The following is a 14,640-nucleotide window of genomic DNA, read 5'->3' on the forward strand; positions in this document are numbered from 1 at the left end:
ATTAAATATAATCATCAATCAAAAAACAATCAGTTATGACACTTAAAAAGCAGGATAATCAACTATTGGTTATCGCTCACCTTTCGCAATTACTCGACTATGTAACAGGGTTTGGCGGACTCATCGTTCCCTTGATCCTTTGGGCTTCTAACAAAGACAGAGTCCTTGAAATGGATGAACATGGAAAGGCTATTCTCAATTTCCAGATATCAATGCTCATCTATTGTATTATAGCGGTGCCGATGATTCTGCTATTCGGATTCGGTATCCTTATGATGATCGCTATCGGGATCATGGCTTTTGTCTTTCCGATCGTGAATGCTGTGAAAGCTTCCAACGGAGAAGAACCCTATTATCCGCTTAGTCTTAAGATCATATAAATTACAATAAGGAGAGCGGATGCGGGTACTCAGTTGAGTTCAGCGCAAGGTAGTAAAGCAGTGAAGCAGAGAACGGCAAATTACAATGGTAAATGTAGGATCATGATTCTTGCTTTACTCCAAACACCTTTCGACAGAAATCAATTCTCTATTATACATTAAACGTACGCTTTCCGAAAAATATACCTTTTGCTAATTCAAAGGCATAAAAAACCCCGATTAAATTAACACTTTAACTCGGGGTTTTTTCAGAATTATAGGTTTAAACGAATTTAGTTGTTCAGCATTACAGGCATAACCAGCATGGTGATCTCTTCTCCATCATCGAGCCCGTCAACCGGTGTCAGGATACCCGCGCGGTTAGGAAGACTCATTTCCAGTGAAACTTCATCAGAATTCAGGTTATTCAACATTTCGGTAAGGAAGCGTGAATTGAATCCGATCTGCATATCATCACCCTGGTAATCACAGGTAAGACGTTCTTCCGCCTTATTACTGTAATCAAGATCTTCCGCAGAAATATTTAGTTCTGCTCCGGCGATCTTTAAACGGATCTGATGTGTGGTTTTATTGGAGAAAATAGAAACACGTCTTACAGAGTTCAAGATCTGCGTACGGTTAATACTCAGTTTATTTGGATTCTCCTTTGGGATCACCGCCTCATAGTTCGGATATTTACCGTCGATAAGTCGGCAGATCAATTCTATATTATCAAAAGTAAACTTAGCGTTACTATCGTTATATTCTATCTGTACTTCACTTTCACTTCCTGAAAGAATCCCTTTCAATAAATTCAAAGGTTTTTTAGGCATAATGAACTCAGCCACCTGATCAGCCTTTACGTCGCTTCGTTGATATTTAACCAGTTTATGAGCGTCGGTAGCTACAAACGTCAGGTGTTCCGGAGAGAACTGAAAGAATACCCCACTCATTACCGGACGAAGGTCATCATTACCAGAAGCAAAAATGGTCTTGGAAATGGCAGAAGCCAGTATATCGCCAAGAATGGTGGTGGAACTCGGATCAGCCAGTTCGATAGCATTCGGAAATTCTGCTCCATCTGCATAGGCAAGGGCATATTTACCGTAGTTAGAACTGATCTCAACCGTGTTATTATCCTCAACCACGAAAGTAAGTGGTTGTTCAGGAAAAGTTTTAAGGGTGTCGAGTAGTAGTTTTGCAGGTACAGCGATATTCCCTTCAGAATCGGAATCAACCTCGAGTACTGCACTCATGGTAGTTTCAAGATCCGAAGCCGAAACGGTCAGTTTATTACCGTTCAGTTCGAATAAAAAGTTATCTAAGATGGGAAGGGTGTTACTACTATTGATTACACCGCCTAAGACCTGTAATTGTTTTAATAAATAAGAGCTCGATACTATGAATTTCATCTATTTCGAAAATTTCAAACACTTACAAAGATATCCTAATTGATTCGCAATCAGAAAATAATTTATTAACATTTACCGGTTATAGTTCCGACGGCGGATCCCATTGAAAACTCCGGCGAAAATAAGGATTAAAACAACTGGAACCCCGATATTTACAAGCTGCCAGTAATTTTTATCTTCCACGATCCGTTGCTGATCCAGAAATGCAAGTGCAATTTTTTTGTTCCTAATGTTTATAAGTCCGTTTTCTTCCAGCATATAATTCACGCAATTCAGCAAGAATTCCTTATTCCCATAAAAATTATTGGTCCATTTGTCATAGCCTAATTCCAGTGGTCTTCCATTTTGAAGGTCATTACGTATGATATCTCCATCGGAGATCACGATCATTTTCGTTTCGATGCCTTCGTTTTTATAATTGGAAGTCTTAAAAGGGAGAATGCGGTTATTGAATACCGAAGTGAAATTCCCTTCTAATAATACCGCCACAGGCATATTTCCTTTGGTATAGGTATTCTGATCGGGTTGTTGCGTCACCATTTCGAGATCGACCTCTACCGGTGTCCCTACAGGTTTGGAAAGGGGAGAGGATCTCAGTAAAACGGTCTTTTTGATCCCGTTCTGTAGCGTATCGATCGGATTGACAAACTGCATGCGTACGGCCTCAATATTATTATTGATCGCATGATCGTTCGAAGAACGAACCATGGGAGCATACAACCATGGAACAGGATTGTACTGTGAATTATTACCACTACCGGTCGCCAGTACGATCTGAGTAAAATACAGATCGTTGATCAGTGCCGGATTGATACGAACCCCATATTTAAAGAACATATCGTTCAGGTTCAGATCCATGGGCATGGCGATCGACTTTCCTTCATTTTTAAAGATGCTGTCCATCGAGATCGCTACCTGATCGACCATCCATAGTGATTTACCACCGTTCAGTGTATATTGATCCAACACCAGTTTTTCACTATCGCTAAACGCTTCGGAAGGTTTGGCGACGATCACCAGATCAAAGGTCTTTAACTGGTTAAGGGTTCTTTCAGGCGTATTCGCAACCGAATCGAGCGTAAAAGGTGCGATCTGATAGTATTCTTTCAGAGAAGAAAGGAAATCTGCGATCTGCAGATCTTCAAGCTCCCCGTTTCCTTTTAATACGGCGATCTTTTTTTTATCGGTGAGGCCTAGCTTGGTGAACGCATCGGCAAAGGCATATTCCAACTCCTGTACCGAACTGTTGATACGTTCTTCATTACTGGCTCCCAGGATATTTTTTAACAATGGAATGCGTACCGTCTGTTCTCCGACATTGGCGAGTGCCCATGGAAAAACGAGTTCCTGTGAGACCCGGCTTCCTTCTTCGATCGTAACGGAAGCAGGGGTGAGGCCGAGCTGTTGCAGCATTCTGAGATTGGCTTCTCTTTCTTCATCATTATCCATAGGATCGATGAAGTGGTATTTCAGGCGCGGATTTACTGCGGCAAATTCCGAGAGTATCTGTTCGGTCTCCTGTTGAAGTTTCCTGAATTCCGCGGGAAGATCCCCTTTCAGAAAAACATCGATGGTGATCGGCTCCTGTATGGATAGCACACTACCCTTTGAGGCTTCTGAAAGCGTATAACGCTTGTTTCCTGTGAGGTCCCAGCGCAGGTGGATGCCGTTTAAAAGAAAATTGACGAGGATGATCCCGACGATAAGCAGGGCCGGGTATAATATGCGTATGTTCGATGTATTCTTGGCCATATTACTTCAGGGTTCGGGAGGTTAATATCAAAAATATGATCGTGACACTCACGAAATATAACAGGTCGCGCAGGTCGATAACACCTCTGCTGATACTTTCAAAATGGTATTGCATGCCCAGAGATTCCAGAAATACCGGAGCCACGTTGAGACTGGCAAAGGCATTGAAACCGAAATACAGGACAAAACAGATCAACACGGCCAGGATAAAGGCGATCACCTGATTCTCGGTCAACGAAGAGGCGAATACACCGATAGCTGTATAGGCCATGATGAGAAAGGCGAGTCCGAGATACGATCCGATCGTACTTCCCATATCGAGGTTACCCACCGGATTTCCTAATTGGTAAACAGTATATACATAGATGAGGGATGGGATCAAGGCGATGAGCACCAACAAAAAAGAACCGAGAAATTTACCCAGGATGAGTCCGGATCTCTTCATCGGCATGGTCTGTAAGATCTCCAGGGTACCCAGTCTTTTCTCTTCAGCGAAACTTTTCATGGTTACAGCGGGAATTAGGAATATCAGGATCCACGGACTCAATTGAAAGAAGGGGGTAAGGTCTGCGAAGCCGCTGTCGAGGATATTGAACTGTCCTTTGAATACCCAGAGAAAAAGGCTGTTCAGTATTAAAAATATTCCTATAACCAGATAGGCGATAGGAGAGCTGAAAAAACCGTTGATCTCCTTTTTTAAAATAGCCAGCATAGGTTGTTCGTATGGTTTTAGAGCCAATATAGCCCGGTTAATTTTTATAAAAATCCGATCGTCACAGTATCCCTGTAATTGAGTCCGAGCAAGGTTGAAGCCCCGCCAACCGTATCCAGGTTACTGCGATAGATGGCGATCTCGATCAGATTGCTCGAGTTAAAGATAGCAAGCTTTTTACCATCTTCGTTTCGTTTATGCTTTTCCAGCGTAAAATTGATGGCGTCGCTGTACTTTTCATGGATCACATCAAATTTATGGTTCCGTGCATAAAGTTCAAATTCTCTGCCCTTCCGTTGTTTCTCAAAGATAGCTCTGGATATGTTTGTGATCACATTTCCGTAGTTGTCGATGTATATGACATTACCAGTGATATGGTTACCTGCGGTATTGATGATCGGAGATAATCCTTTCAGAGTTTTAATACTGTCGATGGTTCGCCCGATCACTTCCAGCGTACCACCTCTGGCGATATGCCCTGCCACTTTTACAAAGACATCGAGTACGGGAAATACGCTTTCGATACGATCATGAATATTGATCTCCACCATTTTTTCAGGATTGATCTCCTGAGTCAGGAATGATAGGATCCCATTGTCGGCACCGATAAAATGCTGTCCGTCTATGGTTACGGCGATGTGCCGGTTCTCGGGAGTTAGCTCAGAATCGACCCCGATGATATGGATGCTGCCTTTCGGGAAACTTTTATAGGCATTTTTCAGAATATAGGCCGCTTCCAGAATGTTAAACGGACTCACCTGATGTGAAATATCAACAATTACAGCATCGTTGATCTCGCTGTAAATAAATCCCTTAATGGCCCCTACAAAATGGTCTCGCTCCCCAAAATCTGTAGTTAAAGTGATAATTGCCATTTATAAAATGTTGATATTTTTTTAAAATTAGAAAGTGTTTTTTCCTTAAGTTTGTTTAGGTCCCGATCTCAAAAAGAGCATTCCGTGGAGCTAGCACAAACCTAATAAAAAGTAACTGATAAAACTATGTACCCCGATTACTTTTTACATGAGGTATCACCAATTTATTGATTAAACGACCAGACTTTTGAACGAATTAGTAGTAGAACTCTCAGAGATCAATCCGAAGGACTTCTTCGGGGCGCAGAACGTCAATATCGATCTCCTTAAGAAATATTTTCCCAAATTGAAGATCGTTGCCAGAGGCAACAAGATCAAGGCTTATGGCGATGAAGAAATGCTCGAGGAATTCGATAAGCGTTTCGACATGCTGGTGACCCATTTCGGAAAATACAACACACTGGATGAGAACACCATCATCCGAATATTAACCAGTAATGCCCGTGAAGCATTCGATAGTGATCATCTGAATGCCGAAGTGCTTGTACATGGCATCAATGGCAGGCTTATCAAGGCTCAGACCGCTAATCAGCAGCGACTGGTGGAACTGATGAAGAAGAACGATATGGTCTTTGCCATCGGTCCGGCAGGTACCGGTAAAACGTATACCGGCGTTGCATTGGCAGTAAAAGCCCTGAAGGAAAAGCAGGTAAGAAGGATCATTCTGACCCGACCGGCGGTGGAAGCAGGGGAGAACCTCGGATTCCTGCCCGGTGACCTGAAGGAAAAACTGGATCCGTATATGCAGCCGCTCTACGATGCCTTACGCGATATGATCCCTGCAGAAAAGCTGACCAATTATATCGAGACCGGGATCATTCAGATCGCTCCGATGGCCTTCATGCGTGGTAGAACCCTGGACAATGCCTTCGTCATTCTCGATGAGGCGCAGAATACCACCCATGCCCAGATGAAGATGTTCCTCACCCGTATGGGTAAGAACGCAAAGTTCATGATCACCGGCGACCCCGGGCAGATCGACCTTCCGAGAAGGGTGATCTCCGGACTTAAAGAGGCGATCCTGGTCTTAAAAGACATCAAAGGCATCGGTATTCTCTATTTGGATGATAAAGACGTTATCAGACACCGATTGGTTAAGGATATCATCGACTCCTACAAAAGAATCGAACACGATAATTAAAACACCAACACTGATAAGCGTTGCTTAAAACGAGATCATTACGTGCCCATTACTTGGGTCACAATGTTATCGTTATTGAAAACTAGTTCACAACGCACCCATCACTAAGTCACAATGTTGACGTTGCAGAGAACTGTGTCACAGCTAACCCAGTGACGATCCCGCTCCCTATTTTTCGGGACCACTTCGGCGAAGGGGGAATGTCTCCCGATAGCAATCGGGACTGCTGCTTACAGCGGCGTCGAATGTCGCCGCTATTCAGGGCCTTTAGCCACAAATGCTAGAGTGACCTGTGATAAAGTTAACTTCGCAGGCTCAGGGTATCTTTAGCCTTCGGCTATTAATTTGAGCAACTTTGAGTATCTATTATGTTGCCAAAGGCAACATTTTGAAAAAATCAAAACGATATTATAAAGTGCGATCCATGGATCGCACTTTATAATAAGTTTTAGTCAGCATGTCCCTACATTAATAAATTTACAAAACAAAAAACGTCACTCAAGCAGCATCGTGCGTCAGCACTATGATCGCGGCGACACTTCTCGCGGGCGAAGCCAGAGAATCGACACTCGACGCATGCGAAGCAAAGGAGATCGTCACTGGGTTAGTAGTGAGCTAATTCTCTGCAACGTCAACATTGTGACATAGTGATGGGGCGTTGTGATCTGGTTATCAGCGCCGGTAACATTGCGACATGGTTATGAGTGAAAGTGCCTAAGTGGCCCGGTTCGCTTATTTCTTCTGCACCGGACTGATGATCTGTACATTCTGAAAAGTGATAGCACCCCGTATTACCCCTGTGATAACATCTCTAAGTGCTTCAGTAATATGTAATTTAAGCTGGCTCTTATGATAGATCATACTTACTTCACGTGCGGGTTTTGGGTCTTTGAAGAAGTGGAGTTTTTCTTTTTGATCCTTACACATTTCTAGGGTGTGCAGATAGGGTAAGAGTGTCATACCGAGACCTTCATCGGCCAGTTTCACCATGGTTTCAAAACTGCCGCTGGCGAGTTCGAAACGCTCCTGAGACGGATCTTTCTGGGCATGACAGAGATTGATCACTCCTTCACGAAAGCAGTGACCGTCTTCAAGTAATAGAATATCATCGAGATCGAGATCGCTTACATTGATCATATCGATATCCCTGAGACGGTGATCGTGCGGGATATAGGCTACGAAAGGTTCGTAATAAAGCACCTTTTCATGGATGTTCTCATTTTCGAGAGGTGTGGCCGCGATGGCAGCATCCAGGTGGCCTTCCTTTAGTTTCTCGATGAGGGTTTCCGTATTATTCTCTTCAACCTTCAGGTTGATCTTCGGATATTTTTTGATGAAATTTTTGAGGAAAAGGGGAAGTAGGGTAGGCATAATGGTCGGGATGATCCCAAGGCGGTACTCTCCACCGATAAATCCTTTTTCCTGGTCTACGATATCACTGATCCGGAAGGATTCGTTTACGATATTCCGGGCCTGTTCTACTATTTTTTTACCGACCTGGGTCAGTTGTATAGGTTTTTTGCTTCGATCGAAGATCAAAACATCAAGCTCATCTTCGAGCTTCTGGATTTGCATACTTAGTGTAGGTTGGGTCACAAAGCTTTTTTCAGCTGCAAGTGTGAAGTTCTTGTGTTCTGCTACCGCCAGAACATATTGTAATTGGGTAATGGTCATGCTCATTTGAATTTAGCAGCAAAAATATAAAACTATAAGTTAAATTTATACTACTATAAGTAATCCTTTATGACAATGTTTTGAACAATATCCCCCGGCGGCAGCTTACACTCAGAGTTTTATAGTGAAATCGAGGGTTTTGCTATCGTTACCTACTTCAAATTTTGAGGCTTCGAAAGAAGGAGGCCCAAGGGTCATATCATTGTTGGAGGTGCCATAGTACTCCAGAGGCATACCATTCGTATCGAAATCCATTTTATTGTTTTTGTTCTCATCGTGTAATACTACGATGGCATAGATCCCGGGAGGAACATCGGTAAAAACAGCATGGGAGCTACCTTCTTCAATCGTTGCGATAGCACTTTTAAAAGGCTTCCGAACTAAAAAATCGGCTTCTGTATACAAAGCATACATCATTTGCCCGTCGCTATTATGACAATTTGGAACGGCTACATTGATGGTTGTGGTACTCAGTGAATCTACAGCTTGCTGTGCATTGCTGATCAGTGACACGGTAAGGGCGATAAAGGTTAGTGCTAACGTTTTCATTTTTTCTAAGTTTTAAATTGTTACTTCAAAATTCATATAACTGACTCAATTTTAAAAAGATGAATTGCTGAACTGTAGAATACAAAGGTTGAAATGTAAATTACCAACACTCAGACACTTCAAATCTGGCTCACCAACACTGATAAGCGTTGATTAAAACAAGATCATTACGTGCCGATTACCTGGGGCCCAATGTTATCGTTATTGCAAACTAGTTCACAATGCACCCGTCACTTGGGTCACCGATACTGAAAACTGTGTCACTGGGTGAGTAGTAAGCTGGTTCTGTGCAACGGTAACATTGTGAATTAGTGTTGGGTGCGTAATGTTATAGTTTTGTATCAAAGACAGGGTGCTCAACTTGAATATCTCAATACACTCCCTAAATTCCTGCATTCCTGTTATCTTTGAATCCAAAGTAAAATGACAGTCGTATGTTCTATTATGCTATCGATCTTCTGGGGACCTTCGCTTTTGCTATTTCAGGGGTGCTTACCGCCATGAATAAAAGGTTGGATCCGTTTGGGATTTTTATCATTGCCTTCGTTACCGCGCTCGGGGGAGGTACGATCAGAGATGTGATCATAGGGGTGCAGCCGGTAACCTGGCTCGTCAACCCCATGTACTTTTATACGATCATTATAGCGGTGTTCTTTGCCTTCTTTTTTCGTGAGAAATTAAAGTACCTGCGAACCTCACTTTTTTTGTTTGATACCCTTGGTATCGGACTCTATACGGTGGTTGGCGTGGAAAAAGGTCTTGCAGCCGGACTCATTCCTTTGATGTGTATTACATTAGGAACCGTTACTGCCTGTTTTGGTGGGGTGATAAGAGATATACTTTGTAATGAGATCCCGCTGATATTCAACGGGACCATCTATGCAACCCCCTGTGTTATCGGGGGAATCAGCTATTTTATTCTGAAATACTTCAATGTTGAAAGCGATATTATTTTCATGGTGCCGATTATTGTCGTCATCGTAATACGATTGTTGGCAGTGCGGTATAATATAACACTTCCTAATATTTATAAAACAAAGGCATCTTAATAAGGGTGCATAATTTAGTCGAGAATCTCCACAGATTTTATGGTGACATTCTGTAAAGGCCATTCGCCATCATCGATCGGTACCTGATTGATTTTGTCAACCACTTCCATTCCGGAAATCACTTTTCCAAAAGCCGTGTATTTTCCATCAAGATGAAACGCACCCGGTTTTTGAACCACAATGAAGAATTCATAAGGCGAAGCGAGTTTGTGTGGGTTATCCACGTTATCGCTACTGGGCATACTGACGATCCCACGGGCATGAGAATGTCCTTTATCGGTATCAGGAGGAAGCAGATAGGTGCCGATCTCCCTTCGTTTTCGGTTGGTGGAAGGCATGTCGGAATTACCTCCTTGTATAACAAAGTCCTTCACAACACGATGAAAAAGGGTGTTGTTGAAATATTTCTTTTTAGTGAGAAAGATGAAATTCGCACGATGATAGGGTGTGTTTTCAAAGAGTTCGATATCGAAATCACCCATGGAGGTATGTACTCTGACCAGTTTTTCAGGATTTTTCTTTTCGTAATCAAAAAAGAAAGGAATGGCATTGTCATCGTTTAGTTCAAAAGGCTCTTCTTCCGGCTCCTCTTTGGTAGCCAAAGTGGAATCGACAACCTGTTCCTTTGCCGAAAGGGTATCCCTGGTAGTTGCCCCGGTATCTCCCGACTTTTTTTGACGGCTATCACCGCAGGCTGTACAAAGAAATAATAGTAATATTGTAGGGAATAGAGACGATTTAAATATCATGAAATTTCAGGATTTTAAAGATTTGGTACCAAAAATAAAAAATATGGCATTGCCCGGTGCGGAATCTCACTATAAAATGGCACCTGAACAACGTATTCAGGCGCTGGAAGCATTGAATGTTGACAGAGATAGCATGCGAAAAGCAGCAGTGCTTAGCCTGTTCTATCCGGACTTAACAGGTGACACCAATCTTTTACTGATCCTGAGAAAGACCTATAAGGGTGTGCATTCTAATCAGGTGGGTTTCCCGGGAGGCAAGGAAGAACCGGAAGATCCTGACCTGATGTATACCGCTTTAAGGGAAACCCAGGAAGAAGTAGGAGTGGCGCCGACGGATATTTCTGTGATCAGACCGATCTCTGAGATCTACATTCCCCCCAGTAATTTTCTGGTAACTCCTTTTATGGGTTTTTCCGGAAAATTCCTCAAGTTCATTCCGGATGAAGTGGAAGTGGAAGAGATTCTGGAGGTTAGGCTGTCTGCATTGCTGGATGAACGTAATATCGGAAGTCATGATTATAAGACCTCCTATGCCGGTAAAATTGCGGTTCCGGTATTCAAATTGAACGATTTTAATGTATGGGGAGCGACAGCAATGATGTTAAATGAAGTAAAAGATATTATATTGCGGGCAACCTAACCACAGGATTTCGTAATTTTGCAATTCTGAAAAATTTAAAATAAAAGAATGGGATTATTTAAAAAAAATCCGTTCGGACATATATTATTGCTTAAAAAGTGGCTGATACGTATTGCAGGAGTAATGACGCATCAGCGTTATCGTGGCTTCAATGAACTGCAGATCGAAGGGTCGGAGATCATTAAATCACTTCCGGAAACCGGCGTGCTCTTTGTTTCCAATCACCAAACGTATTTTGCCGATGTTGTGGCGATGTTCCATGTGTTCAATGCCAGTCTCAGTCACCGTGTAGACAGTATTAAGAATGTCGGTTATCTGTGGCACCCAAAACTGAATATCTATTATGTTGCCGCAAAGGAAACCATGCGTTCAGGTTTTCTTCCAAAAGTTCTTGCTTATGCAGGAGCTATAACCGTTGAGCGAACCTGGAGAGAAAAAGGACAGGATATTAAACGAGAGGTCAATCTGAACGATACGGAGAATATCGGAGTTGCCCTGGATGATGGCTGGGTGATCACTTTCCCACAGGGAACCACCAAGCCCTGGAAACCGATACGCAAAGGAACGGCACATATCATTAAACAATACAAGCCCATTGTGATCCCTATCGTGATCGATGGCTTCAGAAGGTCTTTCGATAAGAAGGGACTTCGTATCAAGAAAAAGGGTATCTTACAGTCGTTTGTTGTGAAAGAACCTCTGGAAATCGATTATGACAATGAAAGTATCGAGGAGATCGTAGAAAAAATCGAATATGCGATCGAGCAGCATCCTTCCTTCCTCAAAGTGATTCCGCATGAAGCAGTAGAAGAGATGGAAGCCCTCAACAAAACCCGCCAATGGCAATATTAATTCCGTAACTAACAATTAACCACACATTACTATGATCAAAAACTTTTTCGTTGGGCTATTACTGATCCTCGGAATCAGTTCCTATGCCCAGAAACGAGCTTTGACACCCGATGATTTCGATAGCTGGAAATCGATTGGTGGCGTAAAGATGTCTGAAAATGGTCGCTATGCCGTTTATCAATATGATCCTGCAATGGGAGACGGCGTCTTGATTATCAAAGATCTCAAGACATCCTTTCAGGATACAATTCCAAGAGGAACTAATGCTAATTTTAGTGCGAACAGTAATTTTGTGACTTTCGATATCGAGGTTCCCCTGGAAATCCGAAGAAGAGAAGAGACCAAGAAGACTTCTGGTAAGAAAAAAGAAAAGGATTCTCTGGGAATCTATGTGCTAAGTAGCCATAAGCTGAAGAAATATCCAAAGAACTATGGGTATAGCATGCCTGAAGAGGGTGCAGAATGGCTGGCTTTTAAGACGATTGTTTCTACACCTGAAGAACAGGTAAAGGATACACTCGTAAAAGATACGGTAGCGGCAACCGATAAAGGTGATAAGAAGGAGAAAAAACCAAAGATGAAGCTGGATACGCTGGTTGTGGTGATGAATCCATTATCAGGAGACAGTATTTCCTTTGACAAGATCAAGCAATACACCTGGGCCAAAAAGTCAGACAAGTTGTTGCTGACTACCGAGAAAAAAGATTCAGTGGGAACCCGTTCTGCAATGATATGGTTTGATGCGGGTACTAAAAAGCACGATACCATCTATAATGAAGAAGGTTGGTTGAAAGGAGTAAGTTTCGAGGATAACGGAAATTATTTTGCTTTCTTAAAAACAACGGATACAACCAAGATCAAGAAATATGAATTATTCCTTGGGAATCCATCCGGCGCTGTCAAGGGTGTAGCAGATACAAGGATCGATGGTTTGCCGACTGGTTGGACGGTTTCAGAAAATTCCAGACTGTACTTTTCAGAGAACGGAAAGCGACTTTTCTTCGGAACTTCAGAATTGGAGACCGAGCATGAAAAGGATACGCTTTTGAACAATGAGCGGGAAAGACTTGATATCTGGTCCTGGACTGACCTTGAACTACAGCCGATGCAAAAACTTAACTTATCCAGAGATAAACGTAAGACCTATCTGGCAGTACTGAATATTCCTCAAATGCAGGCCATTCAGCTTTCAGATACGTTGGTTCCTGATGTTTCAGTTTTGGAAAAAGGGGATATGACGTATGCACTTGGGAGCGATGATACTCCTTATAAAAGAGCGCAATCATGGAACGGACTCTGGATCAGGGATTTTTATCTGATCGATATGAATTCCGGGGAAAGACGCCTTTTGAAACAGGGTCAGGGTTCAATTAATGTGGGCCCTGCGCAAAAATATGCAGTGTACTATAACCGTGAAGACAGTATTTACTACAGTCTGGATCTGGCTACGCGTAAAGAATTGCCTTTGACCAAAAACCTTCCGGTAAAGTTCTATGATGAACTTAATGATACGCCGTCTGAGCCCTATGCCTATGGTGTGACCGGTTGGGCAGAGAACGATCGCTATATTTTTATCTACGACCGTTACGACATCTGGAAGCTCGATCCAACCATGAAGGAAAAACCAGTGCGCGTTACTGCCGACGGACGAGAAAATCACATGGAGTACCGATATCAGCAACTCGACAGAGATGAGAAATTTATCGATATGAATGGTAAGGTGCTCGTGCGTATGTTTAATGAGGATACCAAACAGGCAGGTATCGCTTATGCTAATTTTAAAAGAAGTCGTCACCCGCAGACGATTATGAAAGGAGATTATTCCTTAAGACTCGCAGCCAAAGCAGACAATAGTGATGCATTGTTGTATACCAAAGAAAGTTTTAAAGAATATCCTGAACTCTATGCAACAGACAGTCGTTTTAAAGCACCCGTGAAGATCAGTAATGGTGGTTCACAGATGGCTGCTTATAAATGGGGTAATGTTAAGTTGGTGTCGTGGACTTCCTATGACGGGGTTCCTTTACAGGGAATTCTGTATATGCCGGAGAATATGGAGATCGGAAAACGGTATCCCATGGTGAGCTATTTCTATGAGCGCTCTTCCGACAATTTGAATCGTTTTGTAACGCCCGCTCCAAGCCGTTCTACGGTAAATAAGACCTTTTATGTGAGTAACGATTACCTGATCTTTGTGCCGGATATCGTTTACAAAGATGGTTATCCCGGGAAAAGTGCTTATAACTGTATTGTAAGTGGCGTAGAGGCCATGGTAGATCAGTTTCCCTTCGTGGATACCGAACGTGTTGCTTTACAAGGGCAAAGCTGGGGAGGTTATCAAACGGCTTTCCTGATCACCCAGACCGATCGATTTGCGGCAGCAATGGCAGGAGCACCGGTAAGTAACATGACAAGTGCCTATGGCGGAATTCGTTGGGGAACCGGTATGAGCCGTATGTTTCAGTACGAACATACACAAAGCCGTATCGGAGGAACCCTTTGGGAGAAACCAGAACTCTATATCGAAAACTCTCCGTTATTCTATGCAGATAAGATCAATACGCCTTTATTGATGATGCACAATGATGAAGATGGTGCAGTGCCATGGTATCAGGGGATCGAATATTTTGTCGCTTTGAGGCGATTGAATAAGCCGGTATGGATGTTGAGTTATAATGGAGAGCCTCATAACCTCGAAGGCCGAAGCTGGGGTAACCGTAAAGACCTTTCTATTCGTATGATGCAGTTCTTCGATCACTATCTTAAAGACAAGCCCGAACCTAAATGGATGAAGAAGGGCAGGCCTGCATTGACCAAAGATTATGATAAAGCCTATTAAGTGACACCGGTGACGAAAGTGTTACCTGTGACTTAAA

At 42.7% G+C, this 14,640-nt stretch carries 13 protein-coding genes; 6 read left to right on the forward strand and 7 right to left on the reverse strand.

Annotation, left to right across the window (positions count from 1 at the left end; translation table 11 throughout):
* Positions 1-35 precede the first annotated feature (35 nt).
* Positions 36-380, forward strand: a complete 345-nt coding sequence (locus DMZ48_RS05160) for a DUF4870 domain-containing protein (protein ID WP_143954046.1) — start codon at positions 36-38, stop codon at positions 378-380.
* Between the two features lie 272 nt (positions 381-652).
* Here DMZ48_RS05160 and dnaN read toward each other — a convergent pair whose 3' ends face one another.
* From dnaN to DMZ48_RS05180, 4 genes are all read right to left on the reverse strand, one after another.
* On the reverse strand, positions 653-1,771 hold the full coding sequence (dnaN, locus tag DMZ48_RS05165; protein WP_143954047.1) for a DNA polymerase III subunit beta: 1,119 nt from the start codon (positions 1,769-1,771) through the stop codon (positions 653-655).
* A 72-nt stretch (positions 1,772-1,843) separates the two neighbouring features.
* Positions 1,844-3,523: a gliding motility-associated ABC transporter substrate-binding protein GldG gene (gldG, locus tag DMZ48_RS05170; RefSeq protein ID WP_143954048.1), complete on the reverse strand. Its 1,680-nt coding sequence runs from the start codon at positions 3,521-3,523 to the stop codon at positions 1,844-1,846.
* A 1-nt stretch (position 3,524) separates the two neighbouring features.
* The gene (gene gldF / locus DMZ48_RS05175; RefSeq protein ID WP_143954049.1) at positions 3,525-4,235 is read right to left on the reverse strand and encodes a gliding motility-associated ABC transporter permease subunit GldF; all 711 of its coding nucleotides are present in this window, start codon (positions 4,233-4,235) and stop codon (positions 3,525-3,527) included.
* A gap of 44 nt (positions 4,236-4,279) precedes the next feature.
* Positions 4,280-5,110: an SAM hydrolase/SAM-dependent halogenase family protein gene (locus DMZ48_RS05180; protein WP_143954050.1), complete on the reverse strand. Its 831-nt coding sequence runs from the start codon at positions 5,108-5,110 to the stop codon at positions 4,280-4,282.
* Between the two features lie 187 nt (positions 5,111-5,297).
* Between DMZ48_RS05180 and DMZ48_RS05185 the strand changes: the two genes are divergently transcribed.
* Positions 5,298-6,251, forward strand: coding sequence for a PhoH family protein (locus tag DMZ48_RS05185; protein ID WP_143954051.1), 954 nt, complete (start codon positions 5,298-5,300; stop codon positions 6,249-6,251).
* Positions 6,252-6,983: 732 nt separating this feature from the next.
* Here DMZ48_RS05185 and DMZ48_RS05190 read toward each other — a convergent pair.
* Together DMZ48_RS05190 and DMZ48_RS05195 are read right to left on the reverse strand one after the other, a co-directional pair.
* Positions 6,984-7,925: a LysR family transcriptional regulator gene (locus tag DMZ48_RS05190; protein WP_143954052.1), complete on the reverse strand. Its 942-nt coding sequence runs from the start codon at positions 7,923-7,925 to the stop codon at positions 6,984-6,986.
* Between the two features lie 111 nt (positions 7,926-8,036).
* Entirely contained in the window at positions 8,037-8,474 is a 438-nt protein-coding gene (locus DMZ48_RS05195; protein WP_143954053.1) for a DUF2141 domain-containing protein, read from the reverse strand.
* Between the two features lie 434 nt (positions 8,475-8,908).
* On the opposite strand from DMZ48_RS05195, the gene DMZ48_RS05200 reads away from it, so the two are divergent.
* Complete coding sequence (locus DMZ48_RS05200; protein WP_143954054.1) at positions 8,909-9,523, forward strand: trimeric intracellular cation channel family protein; 615 nt, start codon at positions 8,909-8,911, stop codon at positions 9,521-9,523.
* A gap of 14 nt (positions 9,524-9,537) precedes the next feature.
* Here the strand turns inward: DMZ48_RS05200 and DMZ48_RS05205 are convergent, their stop codons facing one another.
* Positions 9,538-10,272 (reverse strand): peptidylprolyl isomerase, encoded by a 735-nt coding sequence (locus DMZ48_RS05205; RefSeq protein WP_143954055.1) that lies wholly within the window; start codon positions 10,270-10,272, stop codon positions 9,538-9,540.
* A 43-nt stretch (positions 10,273-10,315) separates the two neighbouring features.
* Between DMZ48_RS05205 and DMZ48_RS05210 the strand changes: the two genes are divergently transcribed.
* From DMZ48_RS05210 to DMZ48_RS05220, 3 genes are read left to right on the forward strand one after another with little or no spacing between them, the layout of a single operon-like run.
* Positions 10,316-10,912 carry an NUDIX hydrolase gene (locus DMZ48_RS05210; protein WP_338420295.1) on the forward strand — a complete coding sequence of 199 codons (597 nt, stop codon included), beginning with the start codon at positions 10,316-10,318 and terminating at the stop codon, positions 10,910-10,912.
* 48 nt (positions 10,913-10,960) lie between these two features.
* Entirely contained in the window at positions 10,961-11,764 is an 804-nt protein-coding gene (locus tag DMZ48_RS05215) for a lysophospholipid acyltransferase family protein (RefSeq protein ID WP_143954057.1), read from the forward strand.
* Between the two features lie 31 nt (positions 11,765-11,795).
* Positions 11,796-14,603, forward strand: coding sequence for an alpha/beta hydrolase family protein (locus DMZ48_RS05220; RefSeq protein WP_143954058.1), 2,808 nt, complete (start codon positions 11,796-11,798; stop codon positions 14,601-14,603).
* Positions 14,604-14,640 lie beyond the last annotated feature (37 nt).

The organism is Robertkochia solimangrovi, assembly GCF_007279655.1.
Taxonomy (GTDB): domain Bacteria; phylum Bacteroidota; class Bacteroidia; order Flavobacteriales; family Flavobacteriaceae; genus Robertkochia; species Robertkochia solimangrovi.